The sequence below is a fragment of the Streptococcus sp. HMSC064H09 genome (assembly GCF_001812625.1).
GTDB lineage: Bacteria > Bacillota > Bacilli > Lactobacillales > Streptococcaceae > Streptococcus.
This window is the reverse complement of sequence record NZ_KV809628.1, coordinates 19,801-40,271: the sequence shown is the minus strand read 5'-3', so window position 1 is coordinate 40,271 and position 20,471 is coordinate 19,801. Positions and strand designations below refer to the sequence as shown.

The 20,471-nt window shown below is 41.1% G+C and carries 16 protein-coding genes; 11 read left to right on the top strand and 5 right to left on the bottom strand.

The genetic code is table 11. The features are described 5' to 3' along the window. Positions 1 to 110: 110 nt before the first annotated feature. The 3 genes from HMPREF2867_RS10275 to HMPREF2867_RS10265 all read left to right on the top strand — a co-directional run bounded on the left by HMPREF2867_RS10275 (position 111) and on the right by HMPREF2867_RS10265 (position 5,843). Positions 111 to 632: an RDD family protein gene (locus tag HMPREF2867_RS10275; protein WP_256263099.1), complete on the top strand. Its 522-nt coding sequence runs from the start codon at positions 111 to 113 to the stop codon at positions 630 to 632. A 124-nt stretch (positions 633 to 756) separates the two neighbouring features. Then, positions 757 to 1,677: a DMT family transporter gene (locus HMPREF2867_RS10270; RefSeq protein WP_037600690.1), complete on the top strand. Its 921-nt coding sequence runs from the start codon at positions 757 to 759 to the stop codon at positions 1,675 to 1,677. A gap of 251 nt (positions 1,678 to 1,928) precedes the next feature. Further along, on the top strand, positions 1,929 to 5,843 hold the full coding sequence (locus HMPREF2867_RS10265) for a GH32 C-terminal domain-containing protein (RefSeq protein ID WP_256263100.1): 3,915 nt from the start codon (positions 1,929 to 1,931) through the stop codon (positions 5,841 to 5,843). 83 nt (positions 5,844 to 5,926) lie between these two features. On the opposite strand, the gene sdaAA is transcribed toward HMPREF2867_RS10265, so the two are convergent. Together sdaAA and sdaAB are read right to left on the bottom strand one after the other, a co-directional pair. After that, complete coding sequence (gene sdaAA / locus HMPREF2867_RS10260; protein WP_021147208.1) at positions 5,927 to 6,796, bottom strand: L-serine ammonia-lyase, iron-sulfur-dependent, subunit alpha; 870 nt, start codon at positions 6,794 to 6,796, stop codon at positions 5,927 to 5,929. Between the two features lie 12 nt (positions 6,797 to 6,808). Next, positions 6,809 to 7,480 carry an L-serine ammonia-lyase, iron-sulfur-dependent subunit beta gene (gene sdaAB / locus HMPREF2867_RS10255; protein ID WP_070577329.1) on the bottom strand — a complete coding sequence of 224 codons (672 nt, stop codon included), beginning with the start codon at positions 7,478 to 7,480 and terminating at the stop codon, positions 6,809 to 6,811. Between the two features lie 279 nt (positions 7,481 to 7,759). Between sdaAB and HMPREF2867_RS10250 the strand changes: the two genes are divergently transcribed. From HMPREF2867_RS10250 to HMPREF2867_RS10240, 3 genes are all read left to right on the top strand, one after another. Beyond that, a complete protein-coding gene (locus tag HMPREF2867_RS10250) occupies positions 7,760 to 8,455 on the top strand; it encodes a YjjG family noncanonical pyrimidine nucleotidase (protein WP_070577328.1) in 696 nt (231 codons plus the stop codon). A gap of 71 nt (positions 8,456 to 8,526) precedes the next feature. Beyond that, on the top strand, positions 8,527 to 10,311 hold the full coding sequence (gene uvrC, locus HMPREF2867_RS10245; protein ID WP_070577327.1) for an excinuclease ABC subunit UvrC: 1,785 nt from the start codon (positions 8,527 to 8,529) through the stop codon (positions 10,309 to 10,311). A 364-nt stretch (positions 10,312 to 10,675) separates the two neighbouring features. After that, a complete protein-coding gene (locus tag HMPREF2867_RS10240) occupies positions 10,676 to 10,957 on the top strand; it encodes a protein rep (RefSeq protein WP_002891204.1) in 282 nt (93 codons plus the stop codon). Here the strand turns inward: HMPREF2867_RS10240 and HMPREF2867_RS10235 are convergent. The 3 genes from HMPREF2867_RS10235 to HMPREF2867_RS10225 form a co-directional block, all read right to left on the bottom strand. Beyond that, positions 10,928 to 11,251 carry a potassium channel family protein gene (locus HMPREF2867_RS10235; RefSeq protein WP_003096828.1) on the bottom strand — a complete coding sequence of 108 codons (324 nt, stop codon included), beginning with the start codon at positions 11,249 to 11,251 and terminating at the stop codon, positions 10,928 to 10,930. The two genes, HMPREF2867_RS10240 and HMPREF2867_RS10235, sit on opposite strands and share 30 nt — an antisense overlap. Before the next feature lie 250 nt (positions 11,252 to 11,501). Further along, entirely contained in the window at positions 11,502 to 13,052 is a 1,551-nt protein-coding gene (locus HMPREF2867_RS10230) for a BCCT family transporter (protein ID WP_070577326.1), read from the bottom strand. 129 nt (positions 13,053 to 13,181) lie between these two features. Beyond that, a complete protein-coding gene (locus tag HMPREF2867_RS10225) occupies positions 13,182 to 14,132 on the bottom strand; it encodes an IS30 family transposase (protein ID WP_070577325.1) in 951 nt (316 codons plus the stop codon). A gap of 145 nt (positions 14,133 to 14,277) precedes the next feature. On the opposite strand from HMPREF2867_RS10225, the gene cls (HMPREF2867_RS10220) reads away from it, so the two are divergent. From cls (HMPREF2867_RS10220) to HMPREF2867_RS10200, 5 genes are all read left to right on the top strand, one after another. After that, positions 14,278 to 15,828, top strand: a complete 1,551-nt coding sequence (cls, locus tag HMPREF2867_RS10220; protein WP_176744116.1) for a cardiolipin synthase — start codon at positions 14,278 to 14,280, stop codon at positions 15,826 to 15,828. 80 nt (positions 15,829 to 15,908) lie between these two features. Further along, a complete protein-coding gene (locus HMPREF2867_RS10215) occupies positions 15,909 to 16,421 on the top strand; it encodes a GNAT family N-acetyltransferase (protein WP_037611427.1) in 513 nt (170 codons plus the stop codon). A 134-nt stretch (positions 16,422 to 16,555) separates the two neighbouring features. Then, positions 16,556 to 18,130: a cardiolipin synthase gene (gene cls, locus HMPREF2867_RS10210; RefSeq protein ID WP_045768600.1), complete on the top strand. Its 1,575-nt coding sequence runs from the start codon at positions 16,556 to 16,558 to the stop codon at positions 18,128 to 18,130. A gap of 15 nt (positions 18,131 to 18,145) precedes the next feature. Then, entirely contained in the window at positions 18,146 to 18,799 is a 654-nt protein-coding gene (locus HMPREF2867_RS10205; protein WP_045768601.1) for a DNA alkylation repair protein, read from the top strand. A 294-nt stretch (positions 18,800 to 19,093) separates the two neighbouring features. Continuing rightward, entirely contained in the window at positions 19,094 to 20,170 is a 1,077-nt protein-coding gene (locus HMPREF2867_RS10200) for an aspartate-semialdehyde dehydrogenase (protein ID WP_003096845.1), read from the top strand. The last annotated feature ends 301 nt before the right edge of the window (positions 20,171 to 20,471 follow it).

Sequence of the window (20,471 nt, the reverse complement as noted above, 5' to 3'; positions counted from 1 at the left end):
CAATTATGAAACAATCTCAATTTGCGAGGGCGCTAGCCAGCGGATATTCTTCTCAAATATTATTTAGAATATTAAAAATGTTATAATAGGAGATGAGAAAGGGGGAGACGATGATAAAAATTATAGCAATAAACCCTATTCCGTTTAAAAAAAGAATGATTGAATTTATCTTTGATTATCTTTTCATTCTAGCTTATTTAGTTCTTCTGTTTTTAAGTTCGATGCTTATTTACATCATCTTTTTTAATGGTGTCCCAGAGTTTACAGAAATTCAGTCGCAGTGGCTTGTATTTTTCACCTCTGTTTTGCCAATCACGCTCCTTTTCACATTATTGGATTATAAACATGATGGCAGTTTTGGGAAGGTAAAAGCTGGACTTGAACTGGTCTACCAGAAAAAAACAGTGCAGGCTAGCTTGACTAGAAATGTCATCAAATTTTTACCTTGGCAACTCGGTCATATGGGCACGATTCATGGCTTATATAGTGATTTTGATGTATTGTCCATTATCCTCTCTATTTCGGCGACTCTACTTGCAGTTTTGCTACTGGCAATGACGATATATAGGAAAGATAAGAGGCATCTAGGAGACCTACTAGCCCGTACACAAGTACAGCTAAGAGGTGACTAAGATACAGGTTGCTTACTTGATTCTTAAGGAAAACTGTATACGATTAAAGGAAGTCATTATGATGACCTCCTTTTTTTATTGCTCTAAATACTGTACAATAGAATGATTACAGGAGTTTACAATTATGAAACAATCTCAATTTGCGAGGGCGCTTTGGTATGGTATTCTGGGTGCTCTCTTTTTTGCTTTTACTTTTATTTTCAACCGTAGTATGAATCTTTCGGGTGGGTCCTGGGTGTGGAGTGCTAGTCTACGTTACTTGTTTAGTTTGCCTATGCTGGCTGTTTTGGCCTGGCGTAAGGGTGAGCTGGCAGGTGTTCTGTCTGCCATTAAGAAAGAACCCTTGACCTGGTTGGTCTGGAGTACGGTGGGTTTTGGTCTTTTTTATGGACCGCTGTCTCTAGCGTCCATTTATGGCGAGTCTTGGTTTGTGGCGGCTACTTGGCAGATTACCATTCTAGCTGGTCTGCTCTTGACGCCTCTATTTGGGCAGAGGGTACCTGGTAAGCAACTGCTTATGACATTGGTTATCCTTTTAGGGATTATTCTCATCCAGATTCCTTACTTTGGTAGTGGTCTTGGTAGCGGTGTGGTCCGTGCTAGTCTTTTGATTTTACTGGCCGCTTTTGCCTATCCTTTGGGCAATCGTAAGATGATGGTCCACTGTAAGCAGGATCAGCTTTCAACGACGCAGCGCGTGTTTGGGATGACCTTGATGAGTACGCCTTTTTGGTTGCTCTTGTCAGTTTTTGCTGTAGCAGATGCTGGGCTTCCATCAGGTGGACAGATTTTACAGTCTTTAATTGTAGCTGTCTTTTCTGGGGTTGTCGCAACCTTGCTTTTCTTCGAGGCAACTAATCTAGTTAAGCATAACCATAAGCAACTGGCAGTAGTTGAGGCTACTCAGGCTGGTGAAGTTCTCTTTACCCTCTTGGGTGGTTGCCTCTTCCTCGGAGATAGTCTACCTAGCCTTTTGGGATTCTTTGGGATTGCTATTGTAACTATTGGTATTATTGGAAATAGCCTGCTAACAGGCTCAGATTAAGCATAAGTATGAGACTTTCGAATGGCAAATTCGGAAGTTTTTTATTTCTATTAAAAATATTATAGAAAAATGCCACATTTTCAGACGATAGTGCTATAATGATATTAAAAGTAAGCGTTTACCGTTTTAATGTAAATCCTAGAGATATTTCCGGAAACTTTGACAGGCTTATTAATAAAGGCGAATGTATTGACTTTGAATTTTCATGAAAACTGAGATAACATTTAATGTTACTCTAAAGAAGGAGAAGAATCATGAATGATACTGTTTGTAAAAATTGGTTTATGCGTAAAAGTGGGAAGACTTGGGTCTACGGCTGTGCCTTGGTAAGCTTTGCAGGTTTGGCCCTGGCTGGTCCTGTCTATGCGGACCAAGTGGAACAGGCAACTGTGAGCCCAACACCTCAAGAAGTGGTAGCTCAAACTGACCATCAAGTTGCCCCTCAAGCGGAGCTTGCTCCTAGCACGACCAAGGAAGTCCCCCAAGTGGTAGAGCCGAGCCCGTCTCTTGTTTCCGAATCTGCTCAAACAGCTCAAGAGAATCCCACTCAGCCTAGCCCTGACCAGTCAAAAGAAGTACAAACACAGGCTAGCGAGGCTGAGAAAGTGACTAACCAAACGCAAGAAGCCGATTTGAATCAGACCAATCAAGAACAATCTCCAGTTGTAACGAATAGCACCAGTCCTGTTCATGTGACAGCGGAAAAAACGGATTTGCCTAATAATGAAGCGGTTACCAATCTAGAAGGGATGACCGCAGATCAAAATGGTCACTGGGAAATGCAGGCTGATGGCATTCATTCAGAAGCCAAAGACAAGGGAGACTCTTTCCTTTATTCCCAATCTGAGGGTAAAAATTTTGTTTATTCTACGGATGTGACCTTCAAGGAAGCTGGTGGTGCAGCTGCCCTCATTTTCCGTGGTAACAATGATAGCAGTGACAAAAATATGTACGGGGTCAATGTGGACTCTGGTAACCATAAGGTTAAGTTTTGGCGTTGGGTCAATAATCATGATATTCAACTTGTAGACGAAAAAGATGTAATACCAACTGCCGATGAAACATATAATCTCAGAGTTGTTGCGGCTAATCAGTGGCTATCTTACTATGTCAATGATGTGCTTGTCGCAAGTACAGGCGACTCTGTTCTTCAAAAAAGTGACAAGGGTCAACCTCAAGTCCTTCCAGAGGGCTACTTTGGTCTTCTTAATTGGAATGCCAATGTCATTTTCAAAAACACCCGCTATGTCAATCTCGATGATGCCAGTCTTCCTTTGATTGACAATCTCGTAGTGACTTCAAAGACAGGTTCCGTTGAAAAACAAGCCCAATTCTTCTCCGAAGAACCACTTCATATTCAATATGTGGGACACAATGCTGAGACAGTAGGCTTTGACATCACTAAGCATAATCCAAATGCTGTCATCAGGGTAGAAGATGCTAAAGGAAATGTCTACACAGATATTTCTCAATTGCCAGTGGCTGTCGGTGCCAATTACTTTACCATTGAAAGTAGTGTGACCGATTCGCTTGGCCGTCCTGTGACCTTGACCTACCGTGTCAATATCCACCGAAGACAGAGTGATGATGTCTATTACAACGAACTTTATCGTGATCAGTATCATTATTCTGTTAAAGATGGCTGGGCTAATGACCCTAATGGCTTGGTCTTCTACAAGGGACGTTATCATCTCTTCTATCAATTTTACGATGATACCAAATGGGGTCCAATGCACTGGGCCCATGCTACTAGCCGAGACTTGCTTCATTGGGATGAGGAGCCGATAGCCTTCTATCCAGATGCAACAGGTCACATGTTCTCAGGCTCTGTCGTGGTTGATAGTACCAATAGCTCAGGCCTCTTCAAATCTTCGGAAGGCGGTCTGGTAGCTGTTATCACTTCAAATGGTAATGGTCAACGGATCGAAATCGCCTATAGTGAGGACGAGGGTAGAACCTGGCAAAAATATGACAAGGTAGTTGCCGACTGGTCTCAGGATCCTCTTCAAAACCAAGATTTCCGTGACCCTAAGGTTTTCCGCTGGGATAACCAATGGTTTATGGTCCTTGCAGGTGGTCCACTCCGCATTTATTCATCACAAGACTTGAAGAACTGGCAAGTGGAAACAACCTATAAGGATTTGCATACGGAATGTCCTGACCTCTATCCGATTGTAGCCAATGATGGCGCACTCAAGTGGGTTCTCTCACGTGGCGGTCGTTCTTACAAGGTTGGTGATTTTAAACAAGTGGATGGCAAGTGGGCCTTTGTAGCTGATGATGTTTACCAAGATCATGACGAAATCATGAATTTTGGTAAGGATTCCTATGCTGCCATGACTTATTATGTTCATGATTTTGGAACAGCTGACCATCCAAACATCCCACAATTGACTGAAATCAACTGGATGAACACTTGGGAAGATTATTGCAATCTGGTTGCAGATACTGTAGGTCAAAAATTTAATGGTACCTTTAACCTTAATCTTGACCTTGGTTTGGTTAAATCAGGCGACCGTTACCTCTTAACCCAAACTCCTGTTAAGGCCTACGAAAGCCTTCGTGATACAGACGACGCTCAGTATTTTGAAAATGTCACAGTAGCTTCTGACAATGAACTGCTTAAAGATTTTAAAGGTGACACTTATGAAGTGGTTTCTCACTTTGTACCAGGCAAGGATACGACAGCAGTTGGCTTTAATCTACGCGTCGGTGATGGTCAAGCTACTAAGGTCATTTACGATTTAACTAAGGAAACTTTGTCTATTGACCGTAGCCAATCTGGTACTATCCTTTCAGATGCCTTTACTAAGGTTAATAGTCAACAAGTGACTCGCAATGAAGATGGTTCTATTGATTTGCATCTTTATGTGGACCGTGCGAGTGTGGAAGTCTTTGCTAAGGGTAATACAGTAGCTGGTGCTAATCAGATTTTCCCAAGCCCAAGAGCCGTTGGAGCAAGTGTCTTGGTTGAAGGTGGTCCAGCCAAAGCAAACATTGCTATCTACCCAATTAAGAGTACTTGGACTGACAAGAAGGAAGTCACTAAGGCTGTTGCCATGAACACCACAGTTGCAGGTCATTTGGCTCTTGAAGTTGGTCAAAGTAAGGACTTGCAGGTTTATCTCGCACCGGCTTCTGAAGAGCAAGATGTGACATGGACAGTAAGTGATCCAAGTTTGGTGTCATATACTGAACATGACAATAAACTTTCTCTCAAAGCTCTTCATAAAGGTCATCTCACTGTCACAGCAACCTCAGTTGAAAATCCTTCACTGACCAAGACCTTTAATATTGCCATCACGCTTAACAATTTTGCGACTAACCTTAAAGGCTTGAAAGCTGTCACTGGTAATTGGTATATTGATGACGATACCCTTTACGATAGCAATGTCAGTGCCAATGACTTCTTCATGGCCTATGAAAGTAATGGCTTCACACAATTTGACTATGATATCGATGTCAAATACCAACATGGATTGGTCAACCTCTTTGTAGCTGCAGAACGTGAAGAACCAGGCCGTGCCTACTCTGTCCAATTTGCTGATAACGACACTGTACGTCTCTTCCGTTTTGGTGGTGAAACCATCGCTGAAGCTCATCTGGATAAAGCAATCAATGATGGTCAGTACCACCACGTCAAGGTTGAAAAGGGCAAGGACACCATGACAGTCTATGTCGATGGTAAGGAAGTGCTCCATCATCAATTTGATGACGTGGATAATTACTTCAATCAAGCCCATGTAGGTGTCGGTCTTTGGGATGGAGCCGTTGAATTCAAAAACTTCTTCGTTACTGAAAAAATGACAAACACAAGCAGTGACACCACTGACAAGCCAATCAAACCTGATCCTCAACCACAACCTAGTCCAGAACCAAGTCCGGAAAATAAACCAGATGAACCTGAGCATCAACCTGAGGTTGCTCCAGAGCCTGAACCAACTGGACAAAATAATAGCCATGACAATACAAGTACAGTACCAAATCCATCTCAGGATAATACTGGTAAGGAAGAAGAAAGTAAGACTCCGGTGGAAACACCTAAGACTATTGCTCCAATAGTTGACAATCTCCTAAAAACATTTAACAAATTTAGTCTATCAACCTTCCTTGCAAGTATTGCCAAAGAAACATGGCACTTTTTGACAAAATGGCTATTCAGCTAAAATCAAAACGTTGAAAAGGCTATGTAAGAAGAAAAAAACTTAGAAGTATGAGTGCTTCTAAGTTTTTTTGTTTCTACTAAAAATTATCCAAAAATTTCTTTTGCGAGTGCTTTTCCTTTCGGAGTTGCTGCTAAGCCACCTTCAGCAGTTTCACGGAAGGCAGTTGGCATAGCTGAACCAACCTGATACATAGCATCAACGACCTGGTCGACTGGAATGGCTGATGTGATGCCTGCCAAGGCCATGTCAGCAGCTACTAGGGCAAAGCTTGCCCCCATAGCATTACGTTTGACACATGGGACCTCAACCAATCCGGCTACAGGGTCGCAAATGAGTCCCAACATATTCTTAAGCACAAAGCAGATGGCCTGGCTGGCTTGGAAAGGTGTTCCACCAGCAGCCATTGTAATAGCGGCAGCAGCCATAGCAGAGGCGGAACCGACTTCAGCTTGGCAGCCTCCCTCGGCACCAGATATCGAGGCATTATTTGCGATGACTAAGCCAAATGCACCAGCAGTAAAGAGAAAATCCAATTGTTGTGATTCGGTTAAGCCCAGTTTTTCGATAGCAGTTGTAAGAACAGCAGGTAGACAACCAGCTGATCCAGCAGTTGGTGTGGCACAAACCAAGCCCATCTTGGCGTTAGATTCATTGACTGCCATGGCATTTCTAGCAGCACCTAAGACGGCAGAATCAGCCAAGGTCTTTCCATTTTTGATATAGGCATCCAGTTTGGCAGCGTCTCCCCCGGTTAAGCCAGTTGGTGATTTCTCAGGAGACAAACCAGCCTGAACAGACTCCTTCATCACTTCAAGATTTCGAGCCATCAGAGCTAGGATTTCAGGACGTTCCCGTCCAGTTAGCTCTGTCTCTGTAGCAATCATGAGTTTGGCGATATTACCTTGGTAATCTCGGTCAGCTTGTTGAACTAATTCTTCAATAGTGTAAAACATGCAATCCCCCTCTTAGCTGAAAAAGTTGACATTATGTAGATGAGGAATTCTAGCGATTTCAGTGACGGCCTCATCACACTGGTGCGAGTCAATTTCGATAATCATAATGGCCTTTTCACCGGCGTTTTCCCGAGTAACAGTCATTTGGGCGATATTGATGCCATATCGCGACAAAATATCTGTGACAAGGGCAATCATTCCTGGAACGTCTTGGTGGACAATGATGAGAGTTGGTGTATTCATCTTGAGATTGACCGCAAAACCATTGAGTTCAGTTACTTGGATATTCCCTCCACCGATAGAAACACCTGTGGCAGAAATGTTTTTTTTATCATTTTTTAAGGTAATACGAGTCGTATTGGGATGTGGCGCATTACTATCCTTGTTGATTTTCCAGTAGACCTTAATGCCTTTTTCGTATGCGATATCCAGAGCGCGTGGAATGTCAGGGTCGTCCGTTTCCATACCTAAAATACCAGCCACTAGAGCCACATCAGTCCCATGACCTCGATAGGTTTTGGCAAAGGAATTAAAAAGTTGAAATTCTACCTCAGTCGGTGTTTCACCAAAGATGGCAGAAACAATCTTTCCAATACGAACAGCTCCTGCAGTATGACTAGAGGAAGGCCCGACCATGACAGGTCCAATGATGTCAAAAACGGATTGAAATTTTAAATTTTTCATAACACGCCTCGTTTGATTAATCTTGTATTTTCAGTATACCACGAATTAGAGAGATTCGCTGTTTAAGTAAAAATCTATAGGAATAGTAAAAAAACAACCGACTTTAAGTTTTCTTTAAGGTTCAATGGATATAACAGCAGTCTATTAAGTAAGCAATACTTATTTTTCATAAATCTGAGAGGGCGGCCTGCGGGTCGCCCTTTTGTGTTTCTTTCTTTATATGTAGCTGGATTGTGGTAAAATAGAGCCTAAAGATTTTCCAGTTAGAAAGGATATACCATGACCTACACGCATTTGCTTTTCGACCTTGACCACACCCTCCTAGATTTTGACCGTGCTGAAGATTTGGCTTTGACCTACCTTCTTGAAGAGGCTGGGGTGGCTTCACGAGATCTTAAAGTTTACAAGGATCACTATATCCCCATGAACCGTTCCATGTGGGAGGATCTTAATCATGGTTTAATCACTAAGCCTGAGTTGCTTCGCACGCGCTTTTCACGTCTTTTTGAGCATTTTGGACAGGAGGTTGATGGCAGTCACTTAGCTGGCCGTTACCAGCATTTCTTGAGCCAACAGGGGCAGGAGTTGCCTCAGGCCCATGCCTTCTTATCGAACGTTAAAGACCGCGGTCACAAGATTTATGCAGCGACTAACGGTGTTAGCTACATCCAACGTGGTCGTCTGCAAGCCTCAAGCATCTTGCCATTCTTCGACGATATTTTCATCTCAGATGAAGTGGGTGCCCACAAACCGTCTACAGACTTTTTTGAAAAAATTGCGGATCAGTTAAATGACTTTCACTCCGATTCGGCCCTCATGATTGGTGATAGTCTAACAGCTGATATCCAAGGTGGTAATAATGCAGGAATTGACAGCATTTGGTTTAATCCAAAAGGTTTGGTTAATGAGACTCCAGCTGTTCCAACCTATCAAGTCAAAAACTACCAAGAAATTTTGACGATTTTGAGCAAATAGACCTCTTTTCAAATTGTATTTACCTATGACTATTAAGAGCTTTTTAGCTCTTTTTTTGCTACAATGAAAACATGAATGATCTGATTAAACATAAGTTGGAACTGCTCCCAAGCAACCCGGGGTGCTATCTCCACAAGGACAAATTCGGCAATATTATTTATGTCGGTAAGGCTAAAAATCTAAAAAATCGTGTGCGTAGCTATTTTCGTGGAAGCCATGATACCAAGACAGAGCTTTTGGTATCTGAGATTGCAGATTTTGAATTTATCGTAACCGAGTCCAATATTGAGGCCTTGCTTTTGGAAATTAATCTTATCCAAGAGAATATGCCCAAATTTAACATCCGCCTCAAGGATGACAAGTCTTACCCATTTATCAAGATTACTAAAGAACTCTATCCAAGGCTCTTGATTACCCGCCAGGTTAAGAAGGATGGAGGTCTCTATTTTGGTCCTTACCCAGACTCTGGTGCAGCTAATGAAATTAAGAAGCTTTTGGACCGTATTTTCCCCTTTAAGAAATGTAAAAATCCCGCCAACAAGGTCTGTTTCTATTACCATATCGGACAATGTAATGCCCACACCATCTGTCACACCACTGAGGATTATTGGCAAGGTTTGGTTGAGGATGTCAAGAATTTCCTAAACGGTCATGATGATAAAATCGTTAATCAGCTTAAGGCCAAGATGAAGGATATGTCTGACCAGATGGAATTTGAGCGAGCTGCGGAGTATCGTGATTTGATTGAGGCAGTATCGACGCTTAGGACCAAGCAAAGGGTTATCCGTCAGGACATGCAGGACCGTGATATCTTCGGTTACTACGTGGACAAGGGTTGGATGTGTGTTCAGGTTTTCTTTGTTCGCCAAGGGAAACTCATTCAGCGTGATGTCAATATGTTCCCTTATTATAATGATGCTGAGGAAGATTTTCTAACCTATATGGGTCAGTTTTATCTGGATAGTCGTCATCTCAAGCCTAGGGAGATTTTCATTCCAGGAGACATTGATCAAGAGTCTGTCGAAGCTCTAGTTGGAGATGAGGTCAAGGTCTTTAAACCTCAACGTGGCGAGAAGAAGCAGTTGGTTAATCTGGCGACGAAAAATGCCCGCGTCAGTCTGACCCAAAAATTTGACCTCCTTGAAAAAGATCTAGCCAAGACACAAGGAGCCATTGAAAATCTAGGCAAACTCATGGGAATTCCGACACCGGTTCGCATCGAGTCCTTCGATAACTCTAACATCATGGGAACGAGTCCTGTCTCTGCCATGGTCGTCTTTGAGAATGGGAAACCCAATAAAAAAGAGTACCGCAAATACAAGATTAAGACGGTTGAAGGGCCTGACGATTATGCCAGCATGCGTGAGGTCATTCGTCGTCGTTATAGTCGTGTCAAACGCGATGGGCTAACGCTACCAGACCTTATTATCATGGATGGTGGTCAAGGGCAGGTTAATGTGGCCAAGGATGTCCTGCGTAATGAATTGAATCTCTCTATCCCAGTTGCGGGGCTTCAGAAAAATGACAAGCACCAAACCAACGAATTGCTCTTTGGGGACCCTTTGCAAGTCATTGATTTGCCACGTCAATCCGAGGAATTTTTCCTCCTTCACCGTATCCAAGATGAAGTTCACCGTTTTGCTATCACCTTCCACCGTCAAGTTCGTAGTAAAAATAGTTTCAGCTCCAAACTTGATGGGGTTGACGGTCTTGGACCTAAGCGCAAACAAAAACTCCTCAAACACTTCAAGTCTATGACAGCTGTCCAAAAAGCTACTGTTGAGGATATCCATGCCCTTGGCATTCCAGAAAAAGTAGCAGAGGCTCTGTTAGATAAATTAAATGATAACAATTAAAGAAACGTAATGAATTAAGTTCATTTTTTTGTTACCTAATTTGTCAAATTAAGTTAGACTTTTCAAGTAACTCAGAAAAACTTGGTAGGGTGATTGATAATTCAATGATTTCCTAGGAATTCTATTTCTTGAGAGTGGGACAGAAATCGGTAATTCGTTAGAATTCGATTTCGTCGTCCCACCTCCGCACAGTTGAGTAGGGCAGTAAAAGCTGATGAAATCAGCGTAGTAGAGCCCACTCAACCACTGCGTCTTGCTCGACAATCCAAAAACAATAAAGAGGCTAGGACTTTTGTCCCAGCCTCATAATTTTGAGAAATATTAGTAAAATCCATTTGATGTCGAGAAAGAGAATGACAAACAAGTGATTGTCTTGCCTGAAGAGACGAAGGAACGGATAACGGGTGATTTGTTTGAGGGACTTTATCGGAAACGACAGATTGGATTTGGAAAACTCTTCAAGACTATCAAGAAAGAATTAGACTTAGATGATGTCGAAGATGGTAATCTTGTTCAGACTGGAGAGGATAGTCAAGAAGTATCGCGAGGTCAGGAAATTGTAGCCGTTTGGAATTGGCAGAGAAAGAATTATTTTTTACAGTTACTAAGAAATATGTTAGTCAGTTTTATTATTAGATGTATTTAATTTGCTGTAGTAATTGACAATTACGGCTGATAAGCATCCAAAAAAAATAAGTCCATATACAGTTAAAAAGACGCTAGTAATACGTCCGATTAGAGTAGTAGCTAGTATATCTCCGTAACCTACTGTTGTTGATGTGACAAAAGCATACCATAGTCCATCCCAGTAATTACTTATTTGAGGTTCAACTAATAAAAGTATTCCTCCTGAAATAAAAATAAAACTTACAAAACTTATCAAAAATTGATTAAAACCTGTAACTTTTATAATATGAAATAGAGTATTTAAACGTTTCATTTGGTTCTCCTTTGTTATAGTGTTAATGAAAATTATAGCATACAAAAAGTGTATAAATATGTATTTTAGACACTTTTTATATTAATTTTTATTATGTTTTCTTGATAGTAAGCCTCTATCGTTACAAGCTCGTTTGTGGTAAGATGAGTATAGGTCATTTATCTTAGTTCCTTTCAGACAAATGTGGTGTTTATCTGAGCCTAACATAGATGGCTTTTTCTGTCTAGCTTAATTTTACAAATTGGGTTATTTATTCTTCATAAGATTTGAAGGGTTGATCTTTTTTAGGGTATCGTGTCGGTGTGATTGACAGTCCCATCTTGTCTTTTTCATGTAGCAATTCAATGACTAGGGAAACCATGATCAGTACCATGATGAGTGAAAATGGAAAGGCTACGATAATCAGCGTATTTTGCAAGGCTACTAAGCCCCCTGAAAGAAGTAAGACGATGGCAATAGTCGCAAGGAGCACGCCCCAGAAGATTTTAAGGTTATTCTTTGGTTTGAGATTCCCATCATCAGAGAGCATAGCTAGCACATAGGTCGCAGAGTCTGCTGACGTGATAAAGAAGGTAACGATCAGGATGATAGCAACAACGGAGGCAATAAAACCAAATGGCAGTTGACTGAAGGTTGCAAACAAGGTCTGCTCACTTGGAAACTGTGTTAAATCTACATTTCCAAGTGATTGAACATGCGTTGAAAGTGTTCCAAAGGTAGAAAACCATAAAAAGCTTAATACAGTCGGTGCTAATAAGACGATGGATAGAAATTGTCTGATACTACGTCCTTTAGAAATTCTGGCAATAAAAACTCCCACGAATGGTGACCAAGAAATCCACCAAGCCCAATAGAAAATCGTCCAAGTATTGATCCAGTCACGATTGTATTGACCAAAGGAACCAGCACTGAAACTCATACGGAAGAAATTGGAAATATACAGTCCGATACTATCGGTCAAGGTATTAAAAATCTGGACTGTGGGACCGATGATTATGGTGATGGCGAGTAGTCCAACCGCTAAAATAAGATTGGTGTTTGATAAGATTTTTACCCCTTTTCCAAGACCAGAAAGGGCTGAAATGGTAAAGAGGATGGTTGTGATAATTATGATAATAACTTGCACAAGGGCATTGTTTGGAATACCAAAGAGGTAGTTGAGTCCCCCATTGATTTGGGCTGCCCCAAAACCAAGAGTGGTTGCCACCCCGATAACAGTAGCGACCACTGTAATCGTATCTACGATCTTACCAAGGATACCGTTTGTTTTTTTACCAAACAAGGGCTTTAAGGTAACCGATAAAAGATATTTCTCTTTTTTTCGGAAACCAAAGTAGGCGAGGGCCAGGGCGATTAAAGCATATACTGCCCAGGCATGGATGCCCCAGTGAAAGAAAGTGTAACGGAAAGCATCGGCTAAGGCTTCTTGCGACCCTGGGGTAGCTCGTACCGTTGAAATGGCATAATGGGATAAGGGCTCTGCGGCACCGTAGAAGACAAGGCCGATTCCCATTCCAGCAGAAAATATCATGGCAATCCAAGAGATGGTAGAGTGTTCAGGCACCGAATTGGGTTCCCCAAGTTTGATTTGCCCAACGGGACTAACCAGGAAAAAGCCACAAAGTAGAACGATTGACGTGACCAGTAATAAGTAAAACCAGCTAAATTTATCTGAAATAACTTCCCTCAGTTGTTCTGACCAAACTTGGTAGCCGTCAGGCATAACAATACCAAGAAGGACCAGGATAGCCAGTAGCACAAAAGATGTTTTTAAGACCGGGGATAAATTTTTAGTTGACATAAAGTCTCCTTTCATTCTCTACCATTATATCAAAAATGATAAAAACTTAATAGTGAGGGGAGATTGGATAACACCCAGCTAGTTATAATTTTTAGTTGATTAACGAGAGACGTTTAAGAACCTAAATTGTCAAATGTAAGTTAGACTTTTCAAGTAACTCAGAAAAACTTGGTAGGGTGATTGATAATTCAATGATTTCCTAGGAATTCTATTTCTTTTATCAGCTATAGCTGATAAATAATTTTGAGAAATATTAGTAAAATCCATTTGTTTCGGTAATCCATTTCGTCTTAATAAGCCATTAGAATGTTCATTGAGACCTCGTTGCTCAGGACATCCTGGATCCGCAAAGAAAATATCAATGTCATGTGCATTCGAAATAGATTTCCAATTAGAAAATTCTTTCCCACAATCAAAAGTTATCGACTTAAAGAGATGACTGGAAACTTGAGACAACCATTGATTGATGGAGGCCTCAATATCACTTGCTTTCCGTCCATTGGTTTTCAGTGTGATGATGGCTTTTGAGCAGCGTTCTACTAAGGTAATGACTGCACTTTTGTGTTTTTCTCCCACAATTGTATCCCCTTCTAGATGACCGAATTCCGTCTTAAAATTAGGATAACTGTCTGCTCTCTCACGTAAATCTCTGAGCAACACTTGTTTTCCTCGTTTTTCGCTATGACCATTTGGTTTTCTTTTGCCTTTCCAAGGGAGATCCTCTTTCTTTAGAATACCACGGTCTGCTAGTCGATAGAGAGTTCTCATAGAACAAGAAACTCTATCTGGATAAGTTCCTTTAATGACATCAAGGCTCCAATTTTGTACTAAATGAGTTTGGATAAAATCTTTTTCTGTTTGCGTAAGACTGGTTTTATTCCTGCCACAGCGTTTCTTATTGATTTTATATCGGTTATAGTAATCATAAGCAGAGTGCCCCTCTTTCAGATAGTTGATGACATTGTAGATTGTCTGTTTTGATCTGCCAAGTGAAGTCACAATATCTAAAACTTTTATGTTTTCTTGATAATAAGCCTCTATCATTACAAGATCGTTTGTGGTAAGATGAGCATAGGTCATTTATGTTAGTTTCTTTCAGATAAATGTGGTGTTTATCTGAGCCTAACATAGATGGCTTTTTCTGTCTTGCTTAATTTTACAAATTTGGTTATAATAAGATTAATTAAAAAGGGAAAGGAGTCATGCTATCAAAAACGAAGCTAAAATTGAACGTCTTTATGATAAGAGTCGTCGTGGCTTTCTTCGTGGAATCTTTAGTCGTGCTACGATTATCTTCTTAATCATCTTACTGCAGCTTGTTGTTGTGGCCATGTCTTACCTCTGGTTGCATCAATATAGGATACACCTGCAAGTTACAGAAGTAGTCCTTCGTATTCTGGCCATTATTTATCTCTTTCAAAGTGATATGGAGTCGACGGCTGTAAATACATGGCTCCTGATAGTCTTGCCTTTCCCTATTATCGGAACCTTGCTCTTGGCTTATACGAAACTTGATATAGGTTACACAGGGATGAAGCGTGCTATTCAGAGCAATATTGACCGCAGTTCTGGTATTCTGAAACAAGATAATCAGGCCCTCGAAGAGCTTAAACAGCGTCACACCAGCAACTATAACTTGGTCCAATATCTTGAAAATGTGAACGGTTCCTTTCCAGTTTATCGTCACACGAAGACGACCTATTTCCCAAGTGGTGAAGCCAAGTTTGAGGAAATGAAGAAACAGCTCCTTAAAGCAGAGAAGTACATTTTCTTGGAATATTTCATCATTGGTGAAGGTGAAATGTGGGGTGAAATCCTAGCAATCTTGAAACAAAAGGTTCAAGAAGGGGTGGAAGTTCGAGTCCTGTATGACGGTATGAATGAATTTTCAACTTTGAGTTTTGACTATAAGAAACGATTGGAAAAAATTGGCATTCAATCTCGAGTTTTTGCATCGGTAACCCCTTTCCTGTCAACCTATTACAATTACCGTGACCATAGGAAAATCTTGCTGATTGATGGTAAGGTTGCTTTCACAGGTGGGGTTAATATAGCTGACGAGTATATCAACAAGATTGAGCGTTTCGGTCATTGGAAAGATACTGCCTTGATGCTGGAGGGCCCAGCGGTTGATACTTTTTTAGTTCTCTTTCTTCAGATGTGGACCTATTCTAACGAAACTTTAGATGTTACGCCGTATATGGTTGAACATAAGGCGTTTGATACCCCTGGCTTTGTTGTTCCTTATGGGGATATTCCATTGGACAAGGATAAAGTTGGTGAGAATGTCTATATTGACATCCTTAACCATGCGCGTGATTTTGTTCATATCATGACACCTTATCTTATTTTGGATGGTGAACTACTCCATGCTCTCAAGTTTGCGGCTGAGCGTGGGGTAGACGTTAGTATCATCATGCCTGGTATTCCTGATAAAAAATCAGCTTACTACCTAGCTAAGACCTACTACCCAACACTGCTAGCCTCTGGCGTTAAAATCTATGAGTACACACCTGGATTTATTCATGCCAAGATCTTTGTAAGTGATAATAGTCGGGCTGTTGTAGGAACGATTAATTTAGATTACCGAAGTCTATATCATCATTTTGAGTGTGCGACCTATCTCTATAGGACTTCTTCGGTTCTTGCTATTGAGGAAGATTTCCAAGCGACAAAAGACCAGTGTCACCGAGTCAGCACGACTGACGTTGAAAAACTTCCATTCCATCAAAAGGCCTTAGGCTTATTGACCAAACTAGTGGCGCCATTGATGTAATGTCAATTTTTGTAAGAAGAGGGTTGAGCCCTCTTTTTTTATAGTATAAAATAAAGATAATGAAGTCGAAGGAGAAAATGATGTTAACCATTCGTCCAGCCAACTTGGCTGATGCACAAGCTATTCAGGTCATCTATGCACCCTATGTTGAGAAGACGGCCATTACCTTTGAATATGAAGTTCCCAGTGTTCAAGAATTTGAGAATCGTATCAATAAAACCCTTGAAACTTACCCTTATCTGGTCGCTGAAGAGGATGGACAAGTTCTCGGATATGCCTATGCTTCAACCTACTATGCCCGGACAGCTTATAATTGGACAACTGAATTGTCCATCTATTTGCATGAAGATGCCCGTGGTCGAGGTCTGGGAAGTCAGCTCTATGATGCTCTTGAAGAGGAACTTGAACAACGGGGCTTTTTGCGATTCTTAGCCTGTATTGCTGTTCCGAACGAGGCTAGCATTGCTATGCATGAAAAACGTGGTTATGTCCAAGTTGCTCATTTTCCAAAAGTGGGCTACAAGTTTGAGCAATGGCATGATATTGTCTGGATGCAAAAGACCTTAGATGGTCCTGTCAGGAAAATACGGTAGGAGGCTAGAAATGTCTAGTCAAAGTCGACAAATTGATTGTGTCATTTGCCCACGCCAGAATGATACTAATAATTGAAAAATCGTAGAAAAAGCTCTGAACTGTGAGCTAATTTCTTTGTACTAAAGGAGCCTATATGTCCCAAGAAATAAGTGCCCGGCTATTGCCTCAGAAGCCGTCTAAATGGGCTAAAATTCTACTTAATCGTAAGGTACCTATTTTCCTGTTTTTCTTACTAGAATTGGCCTTTCTTGTCTTTTCATATATTAGCCTACAAGAGCATTTCCCATCCATTATCTTATGGGAACACTTATTGAGTGTTTTTACCTTTTTATATTTGCTCAATCGTTCCATGGACTCCCGTTCCAAACTTTCTTGGTTGATCATCATTGCCCTCTTTCCCATTTTTGGGACCGCCTTGCTCTATTTTTCGCTAGCTGATTTTGGTGTCAGACGTTTGAAAAAGCGTCTTGTGGAAGCTACTCAGCAAACTTCCGACTATTTGGCTACCGAGCCAGAGGTTGAGGACTATCTGCCTCATAGCGATAGGCAACTGCAAAGACTGGCTTATTTTCTGGAGCATAGTCCTGCTCATTTTCCAATTTATAGAGATACTAAAGTGACTTATTTCCAACTTGGAGATGATATGCTTCCGGCCTTGTTGGAGGATCTGAAAAAGGCAGAGCGTTATATCTTTATGGAGTATTTCATCATTGATGAAGGCATCATGTGGGGAGAGATATTAGCCATCTTGGAGGAGAAGGCTAAGGCAGGACTGGACGTTCGTGTTATGTTTGATGGGATGAATGAGATGACCACCTTATCCTACGATTATATCGAGAGGTTACACAAGGTTGGTATTAAAGCTCAGACCTTCTCGCCAATTAAGCCAGTTTTATCGACCTATTACAACTATCGAGACCACCGAAAAATAACAGTGATTGATGGTCAAGTTGCTTATACTGGTGGCGTTAATATCGCTGACGAGTATGTTAATAAACGAGAACGCTTTGGCCATTGGAAGGACACGGCCCTTCGCTTAGATGGTTCAGCAGTTCAAACGCTAAAAGCTCTCTTTTTGACCATGTGGACAGTGACTGGAATAGAAGATAAAACGGATATGGAGCACTATCTACAAGAAAAACCTCAACAAAGAAAGAGTCAGGGCTTTGTACTCCCTTATGGCAATTCACCGCTGACCTACCACAAGGTTGCCGAAAATGTTTATTTACATCTTCTGAATACATCAACTAATTATGTCTATATCATGACGCCTTATCTGATTTTGGATGATGAATTGGTCAGAGCCATGACCTTTGCGGCCAGACGAGGTGTAGATGTTCGTATCATTATGCCAGGGATTCCAGATAAACAGTATGCCTTTGATATTGCGACGACCTATTTTAAAGTCCTCTTGGATGCTGGCGTCCGTATTTTCCGTTATACCCCAGGCTTTGTCCATGCTAAAGTTTATGTTTCTGACGCCAAACAAGCTGTGGTAGGTACCATTAACACTGATTACCGGAGTCTCTATCAAAATTTTGAAGATGGGGTCTATCTCTATAAAAATCTGGAAGTGCTTAACATAGAACAAGATTTTGAGAAAACCCAGGCGCTCTCAGAGGAAGTCACTCTGGAAAGTTTGTCAAAAATGCCTATAGCACATCGTCTAGGTGGCTATCTCTTTTCTCTGATTGGACCATTGATGTAAAAAAGAAGAAATCATATGGATACAAACATTCTTTTGAAATTGTTAGAAGACCAAGCTGATTCAACGAAAGTCCCAGCAATGGAAGCTTATATGAAAAATAAATTCAGCTTTCTTGGCGTTCAAAAACCAATTCTCAAAAAGATTGAAAGAGAGTTTTTTAAGCCTTTCATAAAAAATCCAATTGATTGGACTTTTGTGGAAGAGTGTTGGCAGCAACCTTACCGTGAGTTTCAATATATTGCTATGGATTATCTGGATAAAAAGAAGAAGGAGCTTAGACCTGAAGATTTTTCAAAGCTAAAGGAATTGGCTCAAACCAAATCATGGTGGGACAGTATAGATCAGTTGGACCGTATCATCGGGGAGATTACTTTTCACTACCCAGAAACCAAGAATATCATGCGTCAATGGAGTCTGGATGAGGATTTTTGGTTGAGACGTATTGCCATCGACCACCAGCTTATGCGTAAAGAATTGACTGATACAAACCTCTTAGCTGAGGTTATCTGTAACAACTTTGGACAGACTGAGCTTTTCATTAACAAGGCTATCGGTTGGAGTTTGCGAAATTACTCAAAGGTAAATCCTGATTGGGTTCGAGCTTTTATTGATCAACATGCTAGTCAAATGGCATCTCTTAGCATTCGTGAGGGAAGTAAGTATTTATAGAAATCAAGAGCTTGACTCTTGCGTTCATTATGCTAGAATAGAAACATGCGATGAGTCGATTGGCTCTTTAGAGCCTTTTGCGCTGAGGAGGTCTACATTAAATTGTAACGCAGGAGCGGACCTTGAGTAGTTGTGTGAACCTGCTACTCTCATCGAAAGATGCCTCTTATCCCTTACCATTTGGTAGGGGATTTTCTTTATTCTTGGCGTTTTAACCCTTTTCAACTGGGCTTAAACGTAGTATAATAGATTCACTAAACTAAATTGATAGAAAATTCCGAAAGAGGTTTTACTATGGGATACACAGTTGCTGTTGTCGGTGCTACAGGTGCCGTTGGTGCTCAAATGATCAAAATGTTGGAAGAATCAACACTTCCAATCGATAAAATTCGCTACCTTGCGTCTGCACGTTCTGCAGGGAAAGTTTTGCAATTTAAAGGACAAGATGTGACCATCGAAGAAACGACTGAAGACGCATTTGAAGGTGTAGATATTGCACTTTTCTCAGCTGGTGGATCTACCTCTGCTAAATATGCACCATACGCCGTTAAAGCAGGTGCAGTAGTCGTTGATAATACATCATACTTCCGTCAAAACCCAGATGTACCATTGGTTGTACCTGAGGTCAATGCACATGCGCTTGATGCTCACAACGGTATTATCGCTTGCCCTAACTGTTCAACGATTCAAATGATGGTTGCTCTTGAGCCAGTTCGTCAAAAATGGGGCTTGGACCGTATCATCGTGTCAACTTACCAAGCCGTATCAGGTGCTGGTATGGGAGCAATCCTTGAAACACAACGTGAGTTGAAAGAAGTTTTGAATGACGGTGTTAACCCACGTGATGTTAAAGCTGAAATCTTGCCATGTGGTGGCGATAAGAAACACTTCCCAATCGCCTTCAACGCCTTGGCTCAAATTGACGTCTTCACTGAAAATGACTACACTTACGAAGAAATGAAGATGACAAACGAAACTAAGAAAATCATGGAAGACGATAGCATTGCTGTATCAGCAACATGTGTGCGTATTCCAGTCTTGTCAGCTCACTCAGAGTCAGTCTACATTGAAACAAAAGAAGTGGCACCAATTGACGAAGTGAAAGCTGCTATTGCAGAATTCCCAGGTGCAGTCCTTGAAGACGACGTTGCTAACCAAGTCTACCCACAAGCCGTTAATGCTGTAGGTTCACGTGATACATTTGTCGGACGTATCCGTAAAGACTTGGATGCTGAAAAAGGTATCCACATGTGGGTTGTTTCAGATAACCTCCTTAAAGGTGCCGCTTGGAACTCAGTCCAAATCGCAGAAACACTCCACGAACGTGGTTTGGTTCGCCCAACTTCAGAATTGAAATTTGAATTGAAATAGGGAGCAAAACAGAAATCAGTAACTCGAAGAGTTTGATTTCTCCTTCGCTTTTATAATTTAAGGCTTAGGCTATAAAAGTCCACAGGACTTTTATACCACCCCCGCACAGTTGATTAGGAAGTACGAATGTTGTAGACATGAGTAGTTCCAATCAATCACTGCGTTATGATTCAGGAATCAGTAAGGATTTAGTGTTGTATTTAAATACTAAAGTCAAGCTGAATCCTATAAAGCAGAGAGACTTCTCTCTGTTTTTTTGTTTATTAGCTATCAAATGGAAATAGTCAGTCCTCACGTTTTC